The organism is Roseburia yibonii (genome assembly GCF_014297335.1).
In the GTDB taxonomy this organism is placed as follows: Bacteria; Bacillota; Clostridia; order Lachnospirales; family Lachnospiraceae; genus Roseburia_D; species Roseburia_D yibonii.
Window position 1 is genome coordinate 281,496 of the sequence record NZ_JACOQH010000003.1, and the last position, 19,831, is coordinate 301,326.

Sequence of the window (19,831 nt, forward strand, 5' to 3'; positions counted from 1 at the left end):
TTTTTCATATCTCTAATCATTTATTTTTTTGCAAGAATCTCATACCGGCTTTTTGCTTTCGCATAATCCCCGCATTTTCGATAATAAGCCAGGGCTTCCCCTTTATAGTCCAGGCATTCGTAGATCACACCGATATTATACCACGCCAGATAGGAATTGGTTCCGACCGTCTTCGCCTCTTTCTTTTCTGCTGCACGCAGGAATTCCTGTATGGCTTCCTCGAATTTTGCATTTTTCATATAGATTAATCCCATCAGGAACAAAAAGTCCGCACTGTAAGAAAACGCATCATAAATTCCTTCAAACGCAAGTGCCTGCGTCTGTTTTCCACTGTTTAAAAGCGCGTAGCCGTAACTTTCCACCATGTCACTCACATACTCCGCCCGTGGATCCAGATCAAATCCCAGTCCCTGATCAAAGTATTTGCAGGCCTCTTCATAATCCTCCATCATAAAAAAGCTCTTGCCCAGCTGATAATACAGATACGGAAGCTGCTTTTGACGCTCGCCCCCGGTCTCTTCCCGCGCGGTCTTCGCATCGGAATGCTCCTCCTCACGCAACAGCATCTCCAGCTCTTTTTGCAGCAACGTAATATTCCGCCCGGCTTTTGCCTTTTTTTGCTCCGGTGTCAGATCATATCCGCTGTGCGTGATCATAATCCCTGTAAGATAAGTCTCATACGGTCTATGATCAAGCGCTTTTACCTGTTCGTGAATACACCCCTCATAATGAAAATCACTTTTTGAAAAAATACGGTTGATCCATTCCACGCTCTCCCGCCGCTCACCATGCTCCGAAAAAAAGTTTTTTCTTTTAATACGTCCAACTTTCCCCGGATTCTTTGCTGTCAGGCAAAGAAACGCATTCAGTTCCTTTTCCGACATCGGCTCTATGTATTCATCGCTGTCTAAGACCAGCACCAGATCATTTGACGCCTTTTGGATTGCAAAGTTCTTGGCCGCCGCAAAATCATCACACCATGCGAAGTCATAAACCTGTTCCGTATACCTTTTTGCCACCTCTACCGTACGATCTGCAGAACCGGTGTCGACCACAACAATTTCAAACGGAAATGCCAAAAGTGCCAGAAGGCACTTTTTCAAATTTTCTTCTTCATTTTTTACAATAATGCAAACGGAAAGTTTCCTCTCACACATCGTTCCCTCTCCCACCCATTTCTGGTATCTTTCAACATCTATTTATCGATCACTTGATCTGTCACATTCTTGTCTTTTTAAATCGAATTTGGCGAAAATGCCAGGAAGTGGCAGATGTGTCTTTCGCCAAATTCGCTTGATCACTGTGCAAAAACAGAACTGTTTTCGCGATTTGTTTCACTCTTTTCGTTCTTAATTATAACAGGTCATTTTCAAGGACACCATGTCGTTTCGCGAAAGTTTTTAACTTTTTTCATACTTTTTTGATGTTTTTTCTCATTTACCGATTTAAAAACAACTTTTGGCATAAGCAGAACAAAGATGATCTTTCGTTTCTGTCATAAATCATCCGACCAATTTTATGTATTTTATTGTAACACAGGGACTTTTTCGGAGCAAATAAATTTCTCCACACACATCTGATCATTTTTTGCAATAGATTGATTGCCGACTTCTTAGATAATAACTGATATGAAAAAGAAACTATAACCAAAAACGATTACAGTTTAGATCTGAATCTGTCATGAAATTTTTCCTAATAGGATTGAATGCTCTGCCGTAACGTTTTTTAACACCTCAATGTCGCACTGCATATCCGGGATCTGCAATGTTACTTCTTCAAATCTCTTTGTCGCCGGAACATAGTTTTCCGCGAGGATCTTTATATTTCTGTCCGTAACATTTTCAAGATGCAGCTCTATCTTAGTCACGCGGTCATCCAGCTTCTGCATACCGATCTCTAACTTCGCTACTCCATTTTCTAACTTTGCTACCCCATTTTCTAACTTTGCTACCCCTGTCTCCAGCTTCGCCATACCGGTCTTTAAGTTCTCTACGTCCGCCTGTAACACTGCTACATCTGTCTTTAGACCCGCTACGTCTGTCTTTAGACCCGCTACGTCTGTCTTTAGACCCGCTACGTCTGTCTTTAGACCTGCTACATCTGTCTTCAACTCTGCTACATCCGTCTTCAACTCCGCAATATCTTCCCTTACCGGCCGCAGTGCCCCAGCCAGCTTTGTATCCATCATATCAGACATCGCAAGCAACAGCTCATCATTTGTCATGGTCTTCCCTCCTTTCCTTTTACAAATATTATACGCGTCAGGACAGCCAAAAGGCAATACTGCGAATTATTAAATTTTTATAACCCACGTTATGCCTGACTCAGCTTTTCCAGCACACGCTGCAGTACCTGCACGACAAACACAATATCTTCCTCTTTCAAATTCGTGCTGCACGGAAGATTGATCACCCGCCTGCTGTATTCTTTCGCTTTCTTGATCTGAAAAGCGGTACAATCGACATAAGGTTTCTGCTCATGGATCAGTCCCCAGATCGCTCTGGTCTGCACTCCTTCTTTTTCCAGCTCCGTGATAATATCTCTTAATTCCGCTTTTACAACATTGCGGTCTAAGACATAGGAATAGAACCATTTGTTGGACTCGGTTCCCTCACGGAATGGCAGCAGATATCCGGTTTTACTGTCCTGCAATAATTCCCGGTAAACGGAATAATTCTTCTGTTTTCTTTCTATAAACTCCGGCAGTTCCTCCATCTGCGCAACGCCAAGCGCTCCCTGAAGATTGGTCATCCGGTAATTGTAGCCCACTTCATTATGAATGTAATAATGTACATCATCTTTTGCCTGCGTGGATATATACTTTGCATGTTTTGCCGCATTTAAGTCCTTTGCGGTAAGCGCTCCACCGCCGCCTGTCGTAATGATCTTATTTCCATTGAACGAGTATGCGCCAAAATCCCCGATCGTTCCCGCATACTGTCCCGCATATTTTCCTTCTGTAAATTTGGATCCGAGCGCTTCCGTCGCGTCTTCGATCACTTTTAATCCATACTGATCCGCGATCTGCATAATGCGTTCCATATCTGCAAGATTTCCAAACACATGAACCACCACAATCGCTTTTACTTTCGAGCCGTCTGCTTTCCGGTAAAGTCCATCCGCTTTCTTTTCACATTCCGTCTCACAGAAAAGTCTTAATTTCTCCGGATCCATGCAGAGACTGTCATCACAGTCCATAAAAACAGGGCTTGCAAACTGATATTTTACAGGATTGACTGCCGCAATAAATGTTACCGTTGGTACGATCACGCAGTCGCCCGGCTGTACACCGCATTCCATCAATGCCAGATGAAGCGCGGCCGTTCCGCTCTGGCAGGCAACGGTCATCGGCACATTCAAAAATTCCGCCATTTTTTCTTCCAGCTGTGTAATATACGCTCCACCTGTCGATACCCAGCCCTGATGCACCGCATCCAGTACATATTTTTCTTCATTTCCCTCAAAATTCGGAATTGATAACGGAACAAATTTTCCCATATTTTTATCCTCCAGCCCTGTTTTTTTGCTTTTTTATACGTTATAAATATCTGCTTTGTAAGAATCCATATGATCTCTCATCCAGGCGATCGTCTCTGCGATTCCCTGCGCAAAAGTATATTTCTGCTGCCAGTCTGTCAGTTCTTTGATCTTTGCATTAGAACCGAGCAGACGATTTACTTCACTCTTCTCCGGACGCAGCCGCTGCTCATCGCAGACGATCTTCGCTTTCGGATTGATCTGGGCGATGATCTCCTGTGCCAGTTCTCCGATCGAGATCTCCTGCTGTGTCGCAATGTTGATCTCTTGTCCGATCGTCTGATCCGATTCCGCGATCGCAATAAATCCCGCCGCAGTGTCTTTTACATAATTAAAATCCCTGGTCGGTGTCAGTGAGCCAAGTTTGATCTCCTCTTTTCCTGCAAGCAGCTGGGAAATGATCGTCGGGATGACCGCACGCGCCGACTGTCTCGGTCCGAACGTATTGAACGGGCGCACAATAGATACCGGCAGATTAAAGCTGCGGTAAAAACTTTCCGCGAGACGGTCTGCGCCGATCTTGGTCGCCGAATACGGAGACTGTCCCTGATACGGATGTTTTTCATCGATCGGGACATACTGTGCCGTTCCGTAAACTTCCGATGTGGATGTGATGAGCACGCGCTCTGTTTCCAGCATTCTTGCCGCCTGCAACACGTTTAAAGTGCCCTTGATGTTGGTATCCACATAGGAATCCGGTGAATGATAGCTGAACGGGATCGCGATCAACGCCGCCAGATGAAATACCGCATCCACGCCGGTCATTGCCTCTCTCACTCCGTTTGGATCTCTGACATCTCCGGAAAAGATCTCGATCTCACGCAGTTTTTCCTTCGGGAGCGTATCCAGCCAGCCCCATGTATTAAAAGAATTATAAAAAGTAAACGCCTTTACGTCATAGCCTTTTTCCAGCAGGCTTTCCGTCAGATGACTTCCGATAAAGCCGTCCGCTCCTGTTACCAGTACTTTTTTCATATGTAAATACCTCCAAGTCCTTATTTTTCATTTCTGTTTCCACTATTATAACCCATCCGGCTCAATTCTGAAAGCCCGAACCCTGCTTTACGCAAAAACGCAGTCCCTCTTCCATGTGCACCCTCGCATGCCATCCCAGTCTCTCTAATTTTTCCGCCGACAGCATTGCTTTTGTCGCGGTGGAATAGCCCTGTCTTTCTGTCTCTTCCGGCAGCTCAAATACCACTTTCGTCCCGGCGATATCCGCAAGTATGCCCGCAAGTTCTTTTAAGGTGATGTCCGAGGCTTCATCCGCGATATTATAAGCTTCTCCGCTCTCCCCACACAGCATGACCACAAGGATCGCTTCTACCGCATCCGTCACGAATGTATACGAATATTTCTGATTGCCTTCACTTTTCAGTACAATGTCTTCTGCCGCTTTCGCTTTTTTTATAAACTGGGAAATCGCTTTTGTATCAGACGAAAGCATGGTCGGCCCATAAATACGGCTCAGACGTGGAATCGAAAAATCAAGATCATAGGTTTTCTGATACGCGTTGCACAATGTCTCGCCCAGACGTTTGCTCTCCGGATACCCTGCCCTTAACGTGTTGCAGTCCAGATAGCCGAGATATCCCTCGGGAAATTTTTCCACATCCCCGCGGTTTTCGCCATATATCTCCACCGAAGACAGAAAACAGAAGTGTTTTGTTCCGTGGGAAACTGCATAATCCAGCAAATTTTTTGTGCCTGTCACATTCGACGCGATCGTTCCGATCGGATCCCCCGCATACTGCACCGGATGCGTGTTGCTCGCCGCATGGATCACATAGTCCACCTGCCCGCACTCCGGAATTTCCCGGTTTACATCGCATGACCTGTAAACAAAATCCTCTGTTCCCATATAAGAAGCGAACCGTTCTTTTGCCCGTTCCTCATTTCTGCTCAGTGCAGCGACCCGGATTCTCTTCTCACGCGGGGCATTCACATTTCTCGCCATCAGCACATCCACCAGGCATTTCCCGATCATCCCGGTTGCCCCTGAGATCAAGATGCTTTTTCCTTCTAACTTTTCCCAGGGCAGATCCCCTTCTGCAATTCTTTTTATCTCCCGTTCGTAAATCGTCATTTTTCTCCCTCTTTTCGCTGCTTTTTCAAAATGTGCCGTTCCTACGTCAGCATCAGCCGCCCGGTATGCACGATATTCAGGTCGTTTCTGTGATGCCTAAAATAAAGCGTCGTCAGATTTTCTCCGATATAACCAAGATAGCGGTCCTTCCGCTCGTTTCCCTTCGGCTCACTGCGCTCCTCGATCCGTGCAAGGATTGGGAACAGCCAGTCACAAAAATCTCTGTATACTTTTTCTCTCGCAAGAAACATGTTGTAATTGTAAAAATATTTTTCCGCAAAGATCTCCGGCAGCGCTTTTGCATACTCCGGCGCGTATTCCTGCAGTACCGCAAGCGTCACCTTCCAGTCCGCCTCCCTGATATAACGCCTGTGATGCACATTGCAGTCCGGTTCCTGCAGTGTTGGATACGGCAAAATGACATCAACCGAATTTTCCCTTAAACGGTACAGATCCTCCTCTGTGATATCTAATACCCTCCGATAGTGAAACAGTCCCATGTACTCCGCATGTGCATGTCTGCCGATCCAGTACATTGCAGAAAGTTCGCTGTAGTTCACATTTTTTGCAGAAATGTTGTCTCCCGTATCATCTGTGATCTCCGCAACTCTTTTTTCGGTAAGTGCCGCGCCCGCCTGGATCGGATGTACCCAGTCCGGCATATCCCAGGAATGGTTGAGCGGTCTGTCCCCCACAAACTTAGACATATACACGGCTGCTTCCGGTCTCTCACTGCCCTTTTTTAATGCGTGAAGTGTCCGAAATTTTCCGGTGCTTTTATAGTACCGTTCCATCAGCGCCGCTTCTTTTTTCGAATCTATACAGATATAGGAAGAAAATCCCCTCTTTTCTAATTCCGCTGTGATCTCTGCGTGATAATTCTCCGGCGTTGCGATCACGATCTCAACATTTTCTGTTTCAAATTGTGATAAAGGAATGACCGGGATCCCGTCAACTGTTTTTGGATTTCCCGCCGGATCACTCACCAGAAACGCCACAACTTCCTTTTGGGGCTCTAACTGCTTTAACGCATAATAAACGCTTACCGCCACCATCTGCGCCCCATAAATGGCAATCTTACGTTTGGAAGCGGTCTGTCCGGATATAAAATGCTTTTTTGCATGTACGATCTTATATTTCGCTTCATTATGTAAAAAGTAAACGGACAACAGCCGCTCTGCCAGAAATCCGATGTAACGGTTCTGATAGACGTCACTCTTTTTTCCGCATTTTTTCTCGCAGTATGCAAGGATCGGGAACAGCCATGCACAGTAATCATCCAGGATCTCTTTTCTGGCGATCAGCATATTATAACCATAATAAAACTGTCCGCGCTGTAATTCATCCGCAGCGTTCCAGTATTCCGGCTGCAGCTCGCGGATCGCTTCCAGCATAACCTCCCAGTCTGCCGCCTCATGATCCCTGCAATATGCCGTCCGCACATCCGGATAATTGAAAACCGGGATCGTCAGGATCACATCGATATCGGAAGAAAGCAGTTTTTCTCTCTGTTCTTCATCCAGGACAAAGTGTCTTCTGTAATGACACAGCCCTTCATAATCCGCCCTCCCGTTTTTCCAGATCCAGTACAGCGCGGTCAGTTCACAGTATTCTTTGTTCTTCTCTGAAATATGATCTCCCGTATTGTCGCATACCTCTGCGATACACTGATCCGTCAGGGCAGCTCCTACCTGGATCGGCGTCTCCCATATCTCGCCTACTTCTTCTTCGGGCAGTGGTCTGTCCACATGGCACTTTGCCATATAAACCGTAAGCGCCCCGGATTTTTTTTCTGTACCATCTACCGCATTTAATTCCTCTTCCAGCGTAAGATATGGTTTTCCCTGACTGAGCCTGCACTCCCGGTAATAATTTCCGCGCAGTTCGCTCCAGAGATCGCTCTCAAATGTCAAGGGGATCACCGAATGAAATCCATTCTCCGCTAAAGTATCCAGAATCTCATCCTGATATTTTTCCATGACAGCAAGCAGAATACAGGCATCCGGATACTCACGTCTGCCCTCCGCGATGTCGATCACCGGGCGCCCGAAGATCTCCTTCCTGTTCCCCTCTTTTTTTGACACCATAAACCCGTGAATCTTTAACTCATAAGGCTTTCTTTGCAGGCAGTATGCCACTTCCTCCGCTATATTCCCGGCGCCAAAAATAAGAAGTTCTCTGCTTTTTAATTGTTCGATCCACTGGTTTCTATCATACATATCGCTCACCTGCCTGTTTCTAAAAACACCTCATCTACCGGTTCATAATCTAAAATCTTTCGCTGATCCAATTCTTTTTTTACTGCCTTATAATTCATTCCGCCCATGGCAACAAAGATCACCTCACCCGTTTTCTTTCTGTAATCTTTTAACTCCAGGATCGGAATTCCTGCGAACATGGTTTCTTCGTTTGATTTTTTTGACACGATCACACAGGAAACTTTTTTATCCAGCTGATATTTTTTTAAATAGTCCAGAAAACGCTTTCCAAACTTTCCTGCACCATACACTGCAACCGAATCTGCTTCCTGTACTTTTTTTCGCAAAGCATCCTCATAAGCCCCGCCGCCGGCATATGCGCCGTCCAGGATCATGCGGAGTGGACGTACCACATACTTTTCACATTGCAGCTGCTCTGCCGCAATGTTTCCCGCCTCTGTCAGCAGCTCTATTTCCTCTGTATCTTCCAAAGTGACATTGTGATAAATATAAGTTCCATATTCATACTCCAGTCGATCCAATGTCTTTCCAAACAGATCCGCAAGCTGATGCTCTTTCGCGTAATTCAAATTATCTAACAGTCCGCGAAGCAGATCTTTCGTCTTTTCCCTGGTCAATTTGAATGCGACATCCATCTTGCGGTAACAGTACAAACCCACATCCATCATGCAAAAATACTCTGCCTTATCCAACGCCCGGGTCAGAAATGGCGGATCTTCAAAGTAGCGATACTCCGGAAACCGGATGTGATCCTCTAGAATCATTTCCCTTTTGAAAATAAATGTCGTAAAATCATAATCCAGCTGATAGTTACGATAGGCAAGAATCCCTTCCTCTGCCATCTTCTTTACCAGTTTGGCTGACGGAGCTGGCTTCTCTTCTTCCTGCAAAAGATACATCACGCTTCCACAGGCTTTCACCTGGTTCTTCTCACAGCAATCTATCATTTGCCGTAATGCATCTTCCTGCCGATAATAGTCATCGGCATCCAAAAAAGCGATATATTCGCCTCCTGCCAGCTGAATCCCGACATTCCGCGCAGCTGCTGCCCCTCTGTTTTCCTGTTGATGCAATATAATTCTTGCATCTTCCTGCCGGAGCCTGCGGATCAGCTCTGCCGACTGATCTTTCGATCCGTCATCCACACAGATGATCTCAAGCTCTTTTACCGTCTGCCGCTGTACACTTTCTATACATTGTTCTAAATATTCCTCATTATTAAAAATCGGAATAATAATCGAAATTTTTACAATAGTTCTTTCAGCACCTGATTCCAGCATAATGTTATTCTCTAGTCTTTCTCCGCAAAATCTTTCCATGTTGGAATTGCTCCGCAGGATTTCCACTCAATCTCACATAGAATGCAATGTTTGCATAATGGTACTTGCTGCTGCAAGATTTCCAGTAATTCTTCTCCTGACGGACAGTCTCTCAAATCAAGAATTCCTTCTGTCGGAAGATTTTTTGCAAATACTTTGTTAAATTTCTGCACATACATCAATGTCGGACATCTTGCAATTTTCCCATTCCATACATTCACACATCCATTAGAAATACAGATATTTGGATATTTACTTTCTTCACTAAGCGACAACGGTTTATTAAATTTCTGTTTGCTGTCATACGAACGAATACAGTAAGGTATCTGATATTGATTTAATTTATCTCTAATCTGCTCAATTTGTCTATGTGTAGGTTCATATTCCGAAATACTAACCACCACACGATTTTCCTTTATGCACACAAAAACATCTTCACTCAGTCTTGGAATCAACAAACCATTTGTTACAATCTGAAGATATGTATTGGGTAATAATTTTCTCGTCTCCTTAATATACCTAATAATATCAGGATTCAATAAAGGCTCCCCTCCCAAAATTGAAAAGTGTACAATACTCGAAAATTTTTTTTTCAACAGCATAATATCATTTATTCGGACATCAAATTCAGGTATTTCCCTTTCAAATATCGGAGAAAAATGTGTACAGCCCCTGCAATTCAAATTACAGTAATCTGCAACATGTATCTCCGCCTGCGGCATTGGACACGCTCCCCAATTACTTCCCTCTATACATTCTGAACTTAAGAAGCTATTGCTTGTCTCCGTCCAGTTTAAGTTTATAAACCAAAAAATATGCTGCACCTTGTAATTTTGTAATTCCCTGTAAATCTGACTTACCACATATGGATTTTGTACCGTAATTACAACCGCCGTCTTTGCAACATCAATATCGTTCCATGAAACAATAGGCACTCCGCAATATTGACCTGTCTTTTTACCGTCCATGAAACCAATTAACCGATCAGCATATTTCTTTTTTGTGTAGTGCTCCCATGCTATTTTCCCAAAATAGCCAGCACCATAAAATACCATACCCATATGATCACCTACATCTCAATCTTTTTCTTTAAGTTTCTTTCTGCTTCATCCAATCCGCACACATCACTATCATCATAAAGGCATATTATCCTTTCATTATTTATGCCTCTAACCAGTTAATTATGTTTCACGCGAAACCAATGGCCCCCCATATAATCATTTTTCCGTTTTGTATTCGTACAAATAAAATAATACTCTGCATTTTCTTCTAAATATTGAGGAAATACCTTTTCAAAATACAATATTCCTGTCATAATTAATCCAGACATTTCTTTTGGTCTCATAAATTGATTCTCATTACAGGATAAATCCTACAATTCATTTATAACCTTCTCGGAAAACTGTAAAATTTCCACCGGATATTCCAAAAGCCTCTGCCTTAACGTCTTTACGAGATCGCAACTTATGAAATCTACTTTTTTGCAATGTTTCCACTATCATCTGTTGATCCATCATTTACCCGAACAAACTCATCAAAAGCTTCCGTCTGATTTATCAAACTGTCCAAACAAGCTTTGAAATATTTCTCAACATTATAAAAGGGTATCACTACATTCAATAATACTTTCATGGCCTTCTACTCTTTCCTTCATGAATCATTCAAAGAGACATCACAACTTCTTGCAACGAAATAACCGGCACATCAACCTTCTTACACAATTTCTTATACACTTCCTCATATGCAAAAATAGGTGTAACTACAATCACAGAAATTCCAGACTGATCTTCTAAAAAAGCCTCTGGAGCAACTATACCTTCTTCTTTCTTGTTCTGATCAATAATGTAAGATATCTCTATTTTACTCATTTTCAAATCTTCATATAAATGTTTCCCTAAAGTTCCCCATCCATATAGTGCAATTTGATCATAATGATTTTCAATAAAATATTCACTTACCGATCTATTCTGCTGCTTTAATTGGAACCAATGATCCAAAAGATCATACTGTTCCCTCAATTTTTCCAATTCCTGTTGTGTTTGAAACTCTGGTTTTTCATTGTTATTACTACTAACATTCTTCGTTCCATCCTCGTTTTTTATACGTTCCAAGCTTCTCAAAACTGCCTTTAAATATTCAAAACCATGTTTCTCATCCGGTTCTAAATACATACCCTCTCCCCATTCATTCCAAGCATTAATAAATACAAATTCATTATTTCTATGCTTACTTTCTTCTAATACCAAAGAAAAATTCTTTTCAAAGTTCTCCGGCGATACTCCTAACAAACAATCTCCCTTCTCTCCGCGCCTTGGAGTATCATCATAATCAACAAGTGCACTTAAATATGTTTTTCCATTATTAATTTTTCCAATATGTCCCTCTAATTCATAAATGTCTTGATACTCAACCGCATTTATAACATTTTTTTTCCGTCTTTTCACCTTTTTTCCCGTCAAGTCAATGTCTAGGGATGCTCCCGGTTCAAGCATTAATGCGGCGTCAATCCCCGGCACCTGATACCCGACATTTACCCCGATCACATAAATCTCCGGAATTTCTTCCTTTTTTGCAAGCTGTTTCCAAAACTGCATCATGCGCAAAAGGCAGTACAATTTCTTCGGCTTATAGATCAAAAATACCGGTCTGCCATTGTATTTTATATATCGCTCGTCTTTAAAAAACGGGAGCAGATAATAGAAATGTTCTTCCCATTCCGCTTCTTTCCCATAATCCTGCTGCAACAAAACTCCGCTTTCCGATTTTGAACCTTTCACCTCGAGCTGTTCATTCCAGCTGTTTTTATTTCCAACATTGCTCCATGTTCTTGCCCACGTCTCATTTGCCCAGCAAAAGCAAAACGGCAGCTTTATATCCGTCCAGTTTAAAAGATTTTCTGCAGGTTTCTCCAATATTTTTCTGCCATCTTTAAAATAGTAATGGTAAAAACAGAAACCATCTACGCCATACTGCTGCGCCAGTTCTGCCTGTTCTTCCATCGTGCTCTTTTCCAGCAGATTGTAATAGTTTTCATGCAGCGGAACTCTCGGCTGATTATGTCCCTCAAAAAGTGGCTTTGCGTTTTTTACCGCAGTCCACTCGGTATATCCTTCTCCCCACCACGCATCATTTTCCTTTACTCTGTGAAATTGTGGTAAATACATTGCTATTGTTTTCATACAATTTTCCATCCATCCTTATTTTAATTATTTTTAATCTACACGATACTTTTTTTCTCCTGCAAGAAGTGAAATGATATCTAACAAATAGCTGTTCGCTCCATTTGACGCATTAGAATTAACCACTTCCCAAAATTCTTTCTGTCCGGGCAACATTTCTAATTCATAAACATTTGGATCTTTTATGCCGAATCCCCGCGGCACAAAACAGGCTTTTTTCTTCGTTTTCAAAGAAATAAAATGTTCTACAACGTCCCTATCCTCGGTATAAATTTCAACAAATCTTTGGCACTTAATGCCAAATTTTTAAATGGAGAACGGCATTCCATACCCAGCGTACGGCACACTATCCCACCCCAACAGTTATTACTGAGGATAGATATCTCGCTTTCTAACAACCTAATATATCGGCTCCATGTAAAATAGGGAATATCGAGAATCCGACATGGCAAAATACGTTTCCTTTCTATTCCAAGCTTCATAATATCCGTAACAATCTCATCCTGATAAGCTTCATTCATTACTAAAATATAGTCAAACGCAGTTCTCTTTATTTTTTCTTTTTCAATAAGCGGCCAGCCATCAATCCTGCTATAATGCGGTATCTCATTGGCTGTGACTGCATTGATTCTAATCTCATTAAGGCTCTCCTGATGCTTTAAACACATCACATGTGAATTGTACTCTTTTCCAAGTCCCCATAAAATACGTTTATATGGGTTTCCCATAATATTTTCTCCTCATATTCTTTTGCATTGTCTCAGTTATTGCCCAGATATCACTCTCCAGATCTTTTCTCCTGTACATTGCTTTCTATTTTTTACTATTTTTCTTTCCAGCGGAACATCATCAACAAACACTTTTAGGAACCCTTCTTCTTCCACCACCACTTCTGTAATATTTTCCTGTATATACTTTATCCGTTCTTTTGCATTCGGAAGTATTGGCTTTATCCAGATCAATTTTCCTGTATTTTTATCAATTCTAAGATAATGACTACACACACGGTTTGATAAATAATAAAAATTTTCATCCTCACAATAGCCATAGAATTTTGACCACTTTTCGCGCATTTTTTCAAATTCCACGTCTGGCGGCCAACAGTTATCCAATACCCTGACTTCTCCAGTTTTAATATTCAACTGATAAAAGCGATCATCTGTTCCCGGTAAAATTATCATCTTTCCATCTGACGGAAACAGACACGACACGGTATGATCTTTCAGCAGTTCTCTTAATGAAGTAATCTGCTCAAGCTTCCTGTTATGAATGTCAAATTCATATACTTCGCCTACCCAAGTCAGTATATATATGCATCCATTGTCCCGAATAGCATGTACACTTTTCTCCAACACGATGTCCAGACAGTAGCTTTCATATTTTCCGCTATCTGTATGATAGCACAACAGCTTCCCACCAAGCTTTGGAAACAACCAAACTTCTTTTCCGCAGCGACAGCCGCATCCAAATACAATTTCCCTTACATTATCCGGATAAGGAACTTCTTTTATCTTTTTTGTCTCCATATCAAAGATCACCAGCTTTTGCAGTGCACTTGTAAAAATCAAAATCTGCTTTTCTTCCGCCGTCACAAAAGCATAATTACCATCCGCCATCTTATGACACGAAATTGGATATTCACTTATCTCGGCTGTTTCAATCTTATATTCTATAATATGCTCGCCCGACACCTCTAAAAAAAATCCATTTGTTCCAATTTTCACTGCCAAATCCACAGGTGCAATCCTATCCGGTTTTATGGATATTGGCATATAACGTACCTCTCCCTTCTCAACATCAAGCATTACCGGCAATGATGTTTCCTCAGTCATAAAAACTAAATTTCCATTATACTTTATACAGTCTCTTGCACTCAGTAGAAACACTTGTCCATTTCCTCCAATATTGCATCCAAAGACAGCATCTTTGCCTGTTGGTCTTTCATTCCCTCTAATATCTTGGAATTTTCAAAATTTGTTGTATTTACAATAATATCCACAGGTTTGCGTTCATCTGTCGGATGATATATCTTTATTTCAGAATGCTTTTTTTTCACATCTCTGTCAATCCCATAACAAACCTCCACAAAACCGTCATCCAATTCCTTTACCAGCCTCTGCCCCATATAGCTCATTCCATATATTGCAATCGTATGGTATCCTTTCTTCCGCAGATACTTCCCGATTTTTTTCCCCTTTTGTTTTACGGAAATCCACCTTATTGCTGTTAAATATAATTTCAAATGTTTGTCAGATAATGCCATTTTTTCGTTGTAACTTTCATAGATATCTTTTTTAAATATATCCATGTCATATTTCTGATCCAGCAAATACAACTGTTTCCTAAATTTACCGCTGATATTATGAAAATCCGCATATTGCTCCATATTCTGGGAGGCCATCTTCTGCATCAACTGACAATTAACATAATCCGTTTTTTCTATGTATCGTTTCGCCTCAAATAAATTTAAATTATGTGTGGTATTTTTTTCAACAATTTCGTCCCATTTTTTACACCATTCTTCTGGTGTCAGCTGATGCTTCAAACATCCATCTTTATATTTTTTTGTATTCCCATTTAAAATGTCCAGTGATTTATCTACAAGTTCCTCTATAGAGTCTGCTTTATTGTTTCCAAAAAGATCTTTTTCTCTATCGGTTACAAACAAGGACAGATTCGGAACCCCCCACTTTTCAGCTAATCCTGCGCCTGATGCCCGCATTGGAAATGATGCAATAAATAAGTCTGCTGCTTTTATCAAACTGTAGACCTCCTGTCTACTTCTATAGCCAACTGCCCGAGCATCCCCATTTGTTCGTTCCTCCAACCTTTTCCACTTTTCTTTTTTCGGATCTGGTCCTATAATAATAAATTGTGGTTTTTGTTTGCTTCTTTCAAACAATTTTTCAACAAAATACGTAAAACTACAATGTATGATATCCTGATACTTGAACTCATCTCCCATCGAGACAATCAGCTTTCTCTTTTTATCAATTTTAAAATTTAAAAGCACTTTCTCTTTTGTCTCTTCATCACATATAACTGAATCTATAATCCCCCCGTTTGGCGATTGCAATATCAGATTTTTTTCATCTGCAATTCCTCTATACTTTTTGGACTTTTCCCAATCAAATTTATTCAAATTCAAGACAACATCTGCAACAGAAAATCCATAGGAAAATCTAAAATCTGCATGATTATAAAAATATACCGGTATCTGCCAATTTTTATTGCTATATGCCAATAACGGCACAATATCATACATATGTATATGAAGAACAATACGTTCAAACTTCTGTGAAAATTGTAACAGCTGTTTTGCTTTTTCCAGAAAATTTCCATGTAAGCATAATATCGTTCCTCCTGTTTTCTCTACACTTTGAAGAATAAACTTAGGTATGTCCCAATACTCCATATCTGTAAACACAATCGAATATTGCCGTTTTTTATCATTTTTTATCCAATTATAGACAATCGTAGAATGTCCTCCGGCCTTTCCCGCCCGGGTCATAACATGCAATATTTTTCCGTTTTGCGGTTTTTCCTCCGGACTAAATTCTATTATCTGACCTATTTTTACAATTTCTCTTTCAAGAATATTGCTACTATATGCCCCTGTTATATATTCTGAACACCCGCACCCAATTAACTGCAGGAGCTCCAACTTTTCTTCATCCCCTTCGCACGCATCCAGACTTTTTTCCAATTCCTTAATAAACTGATAATTTAAATCTATACGCCTGCGTACATCTTCCATACAACTATATGCTTTCACTTCTTCCCCCGTACTCCTTTAAATAGTCTTTTAAACATATGGTCTTAAACGTACTCCATTTTTTTCTGTCTATACAGTCATACCAAATATCTTCCTGCAATTCAATGGCTACCAACTTATCATAAAATTCTTCCGTTATCTGGGTTTTTGGTATTACGACCACACCTGAATCATCACAAACTGCAATTGACCCCTGATAAAAATTCCTTCTCTCGTTTATAACGTCCAAAAAAGCCGTCTTATCTACTGCTTCATTAAAGCATCCGATTGGAGATACCCCTTTACACCAAATAGGGTAATTTTCTTTGATCAGATAATGCGCATCTCTCATTTTTCCCGTGCAAACAATTGCTCTGTTTTGACAATATAACAAAATATACTTTGAAACAAGATCTCCGATAATTGCCCTGTCATGAACATCAACTGCATCAATCAGTACAATCTTATCAGATACCATTTGCCTGTCTAAATCCTCATGTACTGTCCAGTTGGAATCCTGAATTGCATACAAATATTGTATTTCACCAACCGCATAGTGTCTGGCATTTAATGGCAATACCTCCGGCAATACCCCTGCTTTTCCCAGACAATCTGCAACCTCTGTCGTAGAAATTCTATTTTGAATAATATACTCAATGATCTTTTTTTTCATTGTCCACTCTCCTTATTTTCCCCACAAGACTTATCAACTTTTCTAATATGCAAAGAGTATTAACCTTGCCGGCATCGCAGCTGCATACCTTATCGCTATTTTGTAATGCGAATTTATCGCTTTTATCATTTGCGGTATTTGAATCAATCCCCATTCATCAAACCCTGCCATTATCATAAGCTTTGGCATTTGTTCTTTCAATATTCCAGATGCACCTTCCAGTGTCTCACAGACCCCTGTCAAAAAATTGATCTTTATAATAGAAACCTTTTTATTTTTTAGCAGATCATCCAGTTTGTATACTTTAAGTTTTGTCTCTCCCCCCGATCCGACACCTGAACTTTCTTGATCCTCACAAAAATCTAATTCCGTATTCTGATTCCAACACCCATATGGATACACATCTATATTCTTTAATTTTGTCTTTGATATATAAGCCCTTAACCTATTAACACTCTCGCGCTCCGGTTCTATGGCATATATTCGTTCATAGCATTTCCTTACCTTCAAAAAATCTCTAATCGTATCACCATCATATGCACCAATATCAACCAAGCTCTCCGATTCTGTAATTTCAAAAAAAGGATTTGAAAAGTAACTGATATGTTCTTGATATACCGGTAATATATAATGAAAATCTTCTGTCAATTTGCAATTCAAAAATGCAGTCAGACATTTTTTTGACAAATCATCCTCAAGCCATTGATATGTCCTCTCATATTCTTCCTTATGCGTCAAAACAAATTCATACGTCAAGTGTTTCCATTGTTCATAACATACATTTATCAAGCAAAAACACTTATGGATTCCCTCTTTTTCTGATATAGCATCTGCCAGTTCATATCTAGAATGTCCAAAAACAATATTTACCGCCCCGTATTTTTTTACTATTTCTTCGATTGACATTACTGGCATCCCATCCACTTCTGTGATATCTGCATGGTCGACCCAGCATGCAACTGGTTCTATTTCGTAATGCCTCAAAATTTTCCGCACGCTATAAGACATACTTCCATTTCCCCAAATAACCAGTGGAAGTGATTCTTTTTTCAATTCTTCCAAAATATCATTTTGCCGTTCCGATTCCACTATCTGTATAAAAAAATCTTCCATACAAGTCCTCTCCAACTCTTACTTCCAATTTAATTCCCAAATATTCCCATCAAAGGGTGTATCCCTGTGCAAAAACTCGTCATAGAACTCTATCTCTCTCGGAAAATACTTTCGTAAACGCTGGATATCTCCAACATCATAAGTAACAACTTCAAAAGGATCAATTGTTTTTTTCTCTACCACAACGCTAATATTATATCCATACTTTTTTATATGCGCATCCCTACAATCGCACCCTGCGAGAATCAGATGATATAGCAACAATCCTGCATTCCACAAGCTGACGTGTCCACCTATGATTTCTTCTTTATACGGCGGAACAGTAATCGCAAGAATACCTCCTTCTTTCGCACAACCAACAACTTTCCGTAAAAACATATGCGGATCTAACTGATGCTCCAGTATATGCGCTGCCCATACACAATCGAATTTTTGTTCTCCAAAAGGGTATTTATTAAAATCATCTATTATGAGCCGAAAATCCGAATTTTTTTTATGCGGAGAAACCCTCCCCGACTTTCCATAGTCTATTGCTGTAACTCTTTTTCCCCGTTTTAAAAATTCATTACTTTGATAGCCTTCCCCACATCCTATATCTAATACCGTTTTAAAGTCATAGTTTCGACACACAAATTCTAACGCCTCATATCCCGGATATGGATATTTTTCAAATGGAAAATTTATCAGATACGCTTCTACTTTTTTGTATATATCATATACTTCTTCCAAAGTTTCTGGCGTCCGCTCTTTTTCAAACAACAGTTTCCTTAAATCCTCTTTCCATTCTTCCGTCACTTTTCAACCCTCCTTGTATTCCTCATTTTTCTTTCTACGGCAATCTGGAACCGCATACAATACTGTTTCCGTTTGTCCATAACGGTATTGTCTTATATAAAATTTATATTCACTTGATATATTATGAATCAGCATCAAAATGTCATAAAAGTCCTCCGGCTTATGATAGACGCATATTGCCATAACTGGTAAGCATTTCTTTATGGTTTCTTTTGCACCTTCGATTGCATTATGCTCCGCACCTTCAATATCCATCTTTATAAAATCGATCTGTTTCCCCACCAGTGCGGAATCTATCGATATGCAATTTACATTTTTTCCACCTTCTCCTATATGATTACCCGCCCCTCCAATTGAATTGTCAAATGCTATCTGTGTTTTCGTATTCCACAACGCATATTCATATATCTGCACATAATCCAATTGCATCTTGTCCACCTTCAGTCGAAGTATACTGCATATCTCTTCATCCGCCTCGAAACAGTAATAACCAGTTTTCCATGTAGGAAAATGTTTTATAAATTCTTCTAATGTATCACCAATATAAGCTCCACCATCTACAAAGCCTTCTTCAACTTCATATCTATCTAATATCTCCGTGTCAAAATACTGTTCTTTCTCATCATCCACATAATCAGCCATCTTATCAAGCCATTTCTGTTCTTTTGTAATCCGGTAATTCAACAGATCTACTACAATTTCTTTGGACTTTTCATCTTTCAACATATCATAAAAGAAAGAAAATTCTTGTATGTGTGACCGAATAAATTCTTTTTCCTGATCTCCCTCCAAAAGTCTTGCCGGTTGAAAATAAACCGTCCTTTTTTTCTCAACTCCCATTTTTTCAAGCTGTCCGACAATCCTGTCATAAGCTGTGCTGGATATGATAATGATCGGATTGTTTGCCACCTGTAAAATTTTATCCGCCGATATAACTTTCACCCCACAATAATCACTTCCAACTTTTCGCATATTATTATCCACAAAAGCAACCACTTTCTGAGACAATCCTACCTTTTTTAATAACGAAAATGTTTTCTCTCCCCCGATGCCAGCACCGAAAATTATAAATTCAGCCTCTTCTTTTATAGTATCCAAAAATTTTTCTTCATAGTCTTTTTCCGATGTCCAGACCAATACTTCTTCCAAATTCATA

19 protein-coding genes are annotated in these 19,831 nt (G+C 40.5%); all 19 read right to left on the minus strand.

All coding sequences use genetic code 11. The features are described 5' to 3' along the window. Positions 1 to 20: 20 nt before the first annotated feature. The 19 genes from H8Z76_RS06240 to H8Z76_RS06330 all read right to left on the minus strand — a co-directional run bounded on the left by H8Z76_RS06240 (position 21) and on the right by H8Z76_RS06330 (position 19,830). Positions 21 to 1,157, minus strand: a complete 1,137-nt coding sequence (locus H8Z76_RS06240; RefSeq protein ID WP_186981961.1) for a glycosyltransferase — start codon at positions 1,155 to 1,157, stop codon at positions 21 to 23. A 521-nt stretch (positions 1,158 to 1,678) separates the two neighbouring features. After that, on the minus strand, positions 1,679 to 2,224 hold the full coding sequence (locus H8Z76_RS06245; protein ID WP_186981962.1) for a hypothetical protein: 546 nt from the start codon (positions 2,222 to 2,224) through the stop codon (positions 1,679 to 1,681). A gap of 89 nt (positions 2,225 to 2,313) precedes the next feature. After that, positions 2,314 to 3,498, minus strand: coding sequence for a LegC family aminotransferase (locus H8Z76_RS06250; RefSeq protein WP_022516219.1), 1,185 nt, complete (start codon positions 3,496 to 3,498; stop codon positions 2,314 to 2,316). Positions 3,499 to 3,531: 33 nt separating this feature from the next. Next, entirely contained in the window at positions 3,532 to 4,512 is a 981-nt protein-coding gene (locus H8Z76_RS06255; RefSeq protein WP_022516218.1) for an NAD-dependent 4,6-dehydratase LegB, read from the minus strand. 61 nt (positions 4,513 to 4,573) lie between these two features. Further along, positions 4,574 to 5,623 carry an NAD-dependent epimerase/dehydratase family protein gene (locus tag H8Z76_RS06260; RefSeq protein WP_186981963.1) on the minus strand — a complete coding sequence of 350 codons (1,050 nt, stop codon included), beginning with the start codon at positions 5,621 to 5,623 and terminating at the stop codon, positions 4,574 to 4,576. 41 nt (positions 5,624 to 5,664) lie between these two features. Then, entirely contained in the window at positions 5,665 to 7,842 is a 2,178-nt protein-coding gene (locus H8Z76_RS06265; RefSeq protein WP_186981964.1) for a DUF4422 domain-containing protein, read from the minus strand. 5 nt (positions 7,843 to 7,847) lie between these two features. Next, a complete protein-coding gene (locus H8Z76_RS06270; protein WP_186981965.1) occupies positions 7,848 to 9,122 on the minus strand; it encodes a glycosyltransferase family 2 protein in 1,275 nt (424 codons plus the stop codon). 11 nt (positions 9,123 to 9,133) lie between these two features. Then, positions 9,134 to 10,222 (minus strand): radical SAM protein, encoded by a 1,089-nt coding sequence (locus tag H8Z76_RS06275; RefSeq protein ID WP_186981966.1) that lies wholly within the window; start codon positions 10,220 to 10,222, stop codon positions 9,134 to 9,136. 116 nt (positions 10,223 to 10,338) lie between these two features. After that, positions 10,339 to 10,506 carry a hypothetical protein gene (locus H8Z76_RS06280; protein ID WP_186981967.1) on the minus strand — a complete coding sequence of 56 codons (168 nt, stop codon included), beginning with the start codon at positions 10,504 to 10,506 and terminating at the stop codon, positions 10,339 to 10,341. A gap of 128 nt (positions 10,507 to 10,634) precedes the next feature. Further along, positions 10,635 to 10,793 carry a glycosyltransferase gene (locus tag H8Z76_RS06285; protein ID WP_186981968.1) on the minus strand — a complete coding sequence of 53 codons (159 nt, stop codon included), beginning with the start codon at positions 10,791 to 10,793 and terminating at the stop codon, positions 10,635 to 10,637. 29 nt (positions 10,794 to 10,822) lie between these two features. Then, positions 10,823 to 12,340 (minus strand): glycoside hydrolase family 99-like domain-containing protein, encoded by a 1,518-nt coding sequence (locus tag H8Z76_RS06290; protein ID WP_186981969.1) that lies wholly within the window; start codon positions 12,338 to 12,340, stop codon positions 10,823 to 10,825. A 33-nt stretch (positions 12,341 to 12,373) separates the two neighbouring features. Beyond that, positions 12,374 to 12,571, minus strand: coding sequence for a hypothetical protein (locus H8Z76_RS06295; protein ID WP_186981970.1), 198 nt, complete (start codon positions 12,569 to 12,571; stop codon positions 12,374 to 12,376). Between the two features lie 14 nt (positions 12,572 to 12,585). Next, complete coding sequence (locus H8Z76_RS06300) at positions 12,586 to 13,068, minus strand: DUF1919 domain-containing protein (RefSeq protein ID WP_186981971.1); 483 nt, start codon at positions 13,066 to 13,068, stop codon at positions 12,586 to 12,588. Positions 13,069 to 13,104: 36 nt separating this feature from the next. Next, a complete protein-coding gene (locus tag H8Z76_RS06305; protein ID WP_186981972.1) occupies positions 13,105 to 14,172 on the minus strand; it encodes a PQQ-like beta-propeller repeat protein in 1,068 nt (355 codons plus the stop codon). 41 nt (positions 14,173 to 14,213) lie between these two features. Continuing rightward, positions 14,214 to 16,097, minus strand: a complete 1,884-nt coding sequence (locus H8Z76_RS06310; protein WP_147618475.1) for a glycosyltransferase family protein — start codon at positions 16,095 to 16,097, stop codon at positions 14,214 to 14,216. A gap of 4 nt (positions 16,098 to 16,101) precedes the next feature. Then, positions 16,102 to 16,767, minus strand: a complete 666-nt coding sequence (locus H8Z76_RS06315) for an RraA family protein (protein ID WP_147618476.1) — start codon at positions 16,765 to 16,767, stop codon at positions 16,102 to 16,104. 42 nt (positions 16,768 to 16,809) lie between these two features. Beyond that, entirely contained in the window at positions 16,810 to 17,880 is a 1,071-nt protein-coding gene (locus H8Z76_RS06320) for an FkbM family methyltransferase (protein WP_147618477.1), read from the minus strand. Between the two features lie 18 nt (positions 17,881 to 17,898). Beyond that, complete coding sequence (locus H8Z76_RS06325) at positions 17,899 to 18,675, minus strand: class I SAM-dependent methyltransferase (RefSeq protein WP_147618478.1); 777 nt, start codon at positions 18,673 to 18,675, stop codon at positions 17,899 to 17,901. Between the two features lie 3 nt (positions 18,676 to 18,678). Next, on the minus strand, positions 18,679 to 19,830 hold the full coding sequence (locus H8Z76_RS06330; RefSeq protein ID WP_186981973.1) for an FkbM family methyltransferase: 1,152 nt from the start codon (positions 19,828 to 19,830) through the stop codon (positions 18,679 to 18,681). Position 19,831 lies beyond the last annotated feature (1 nt).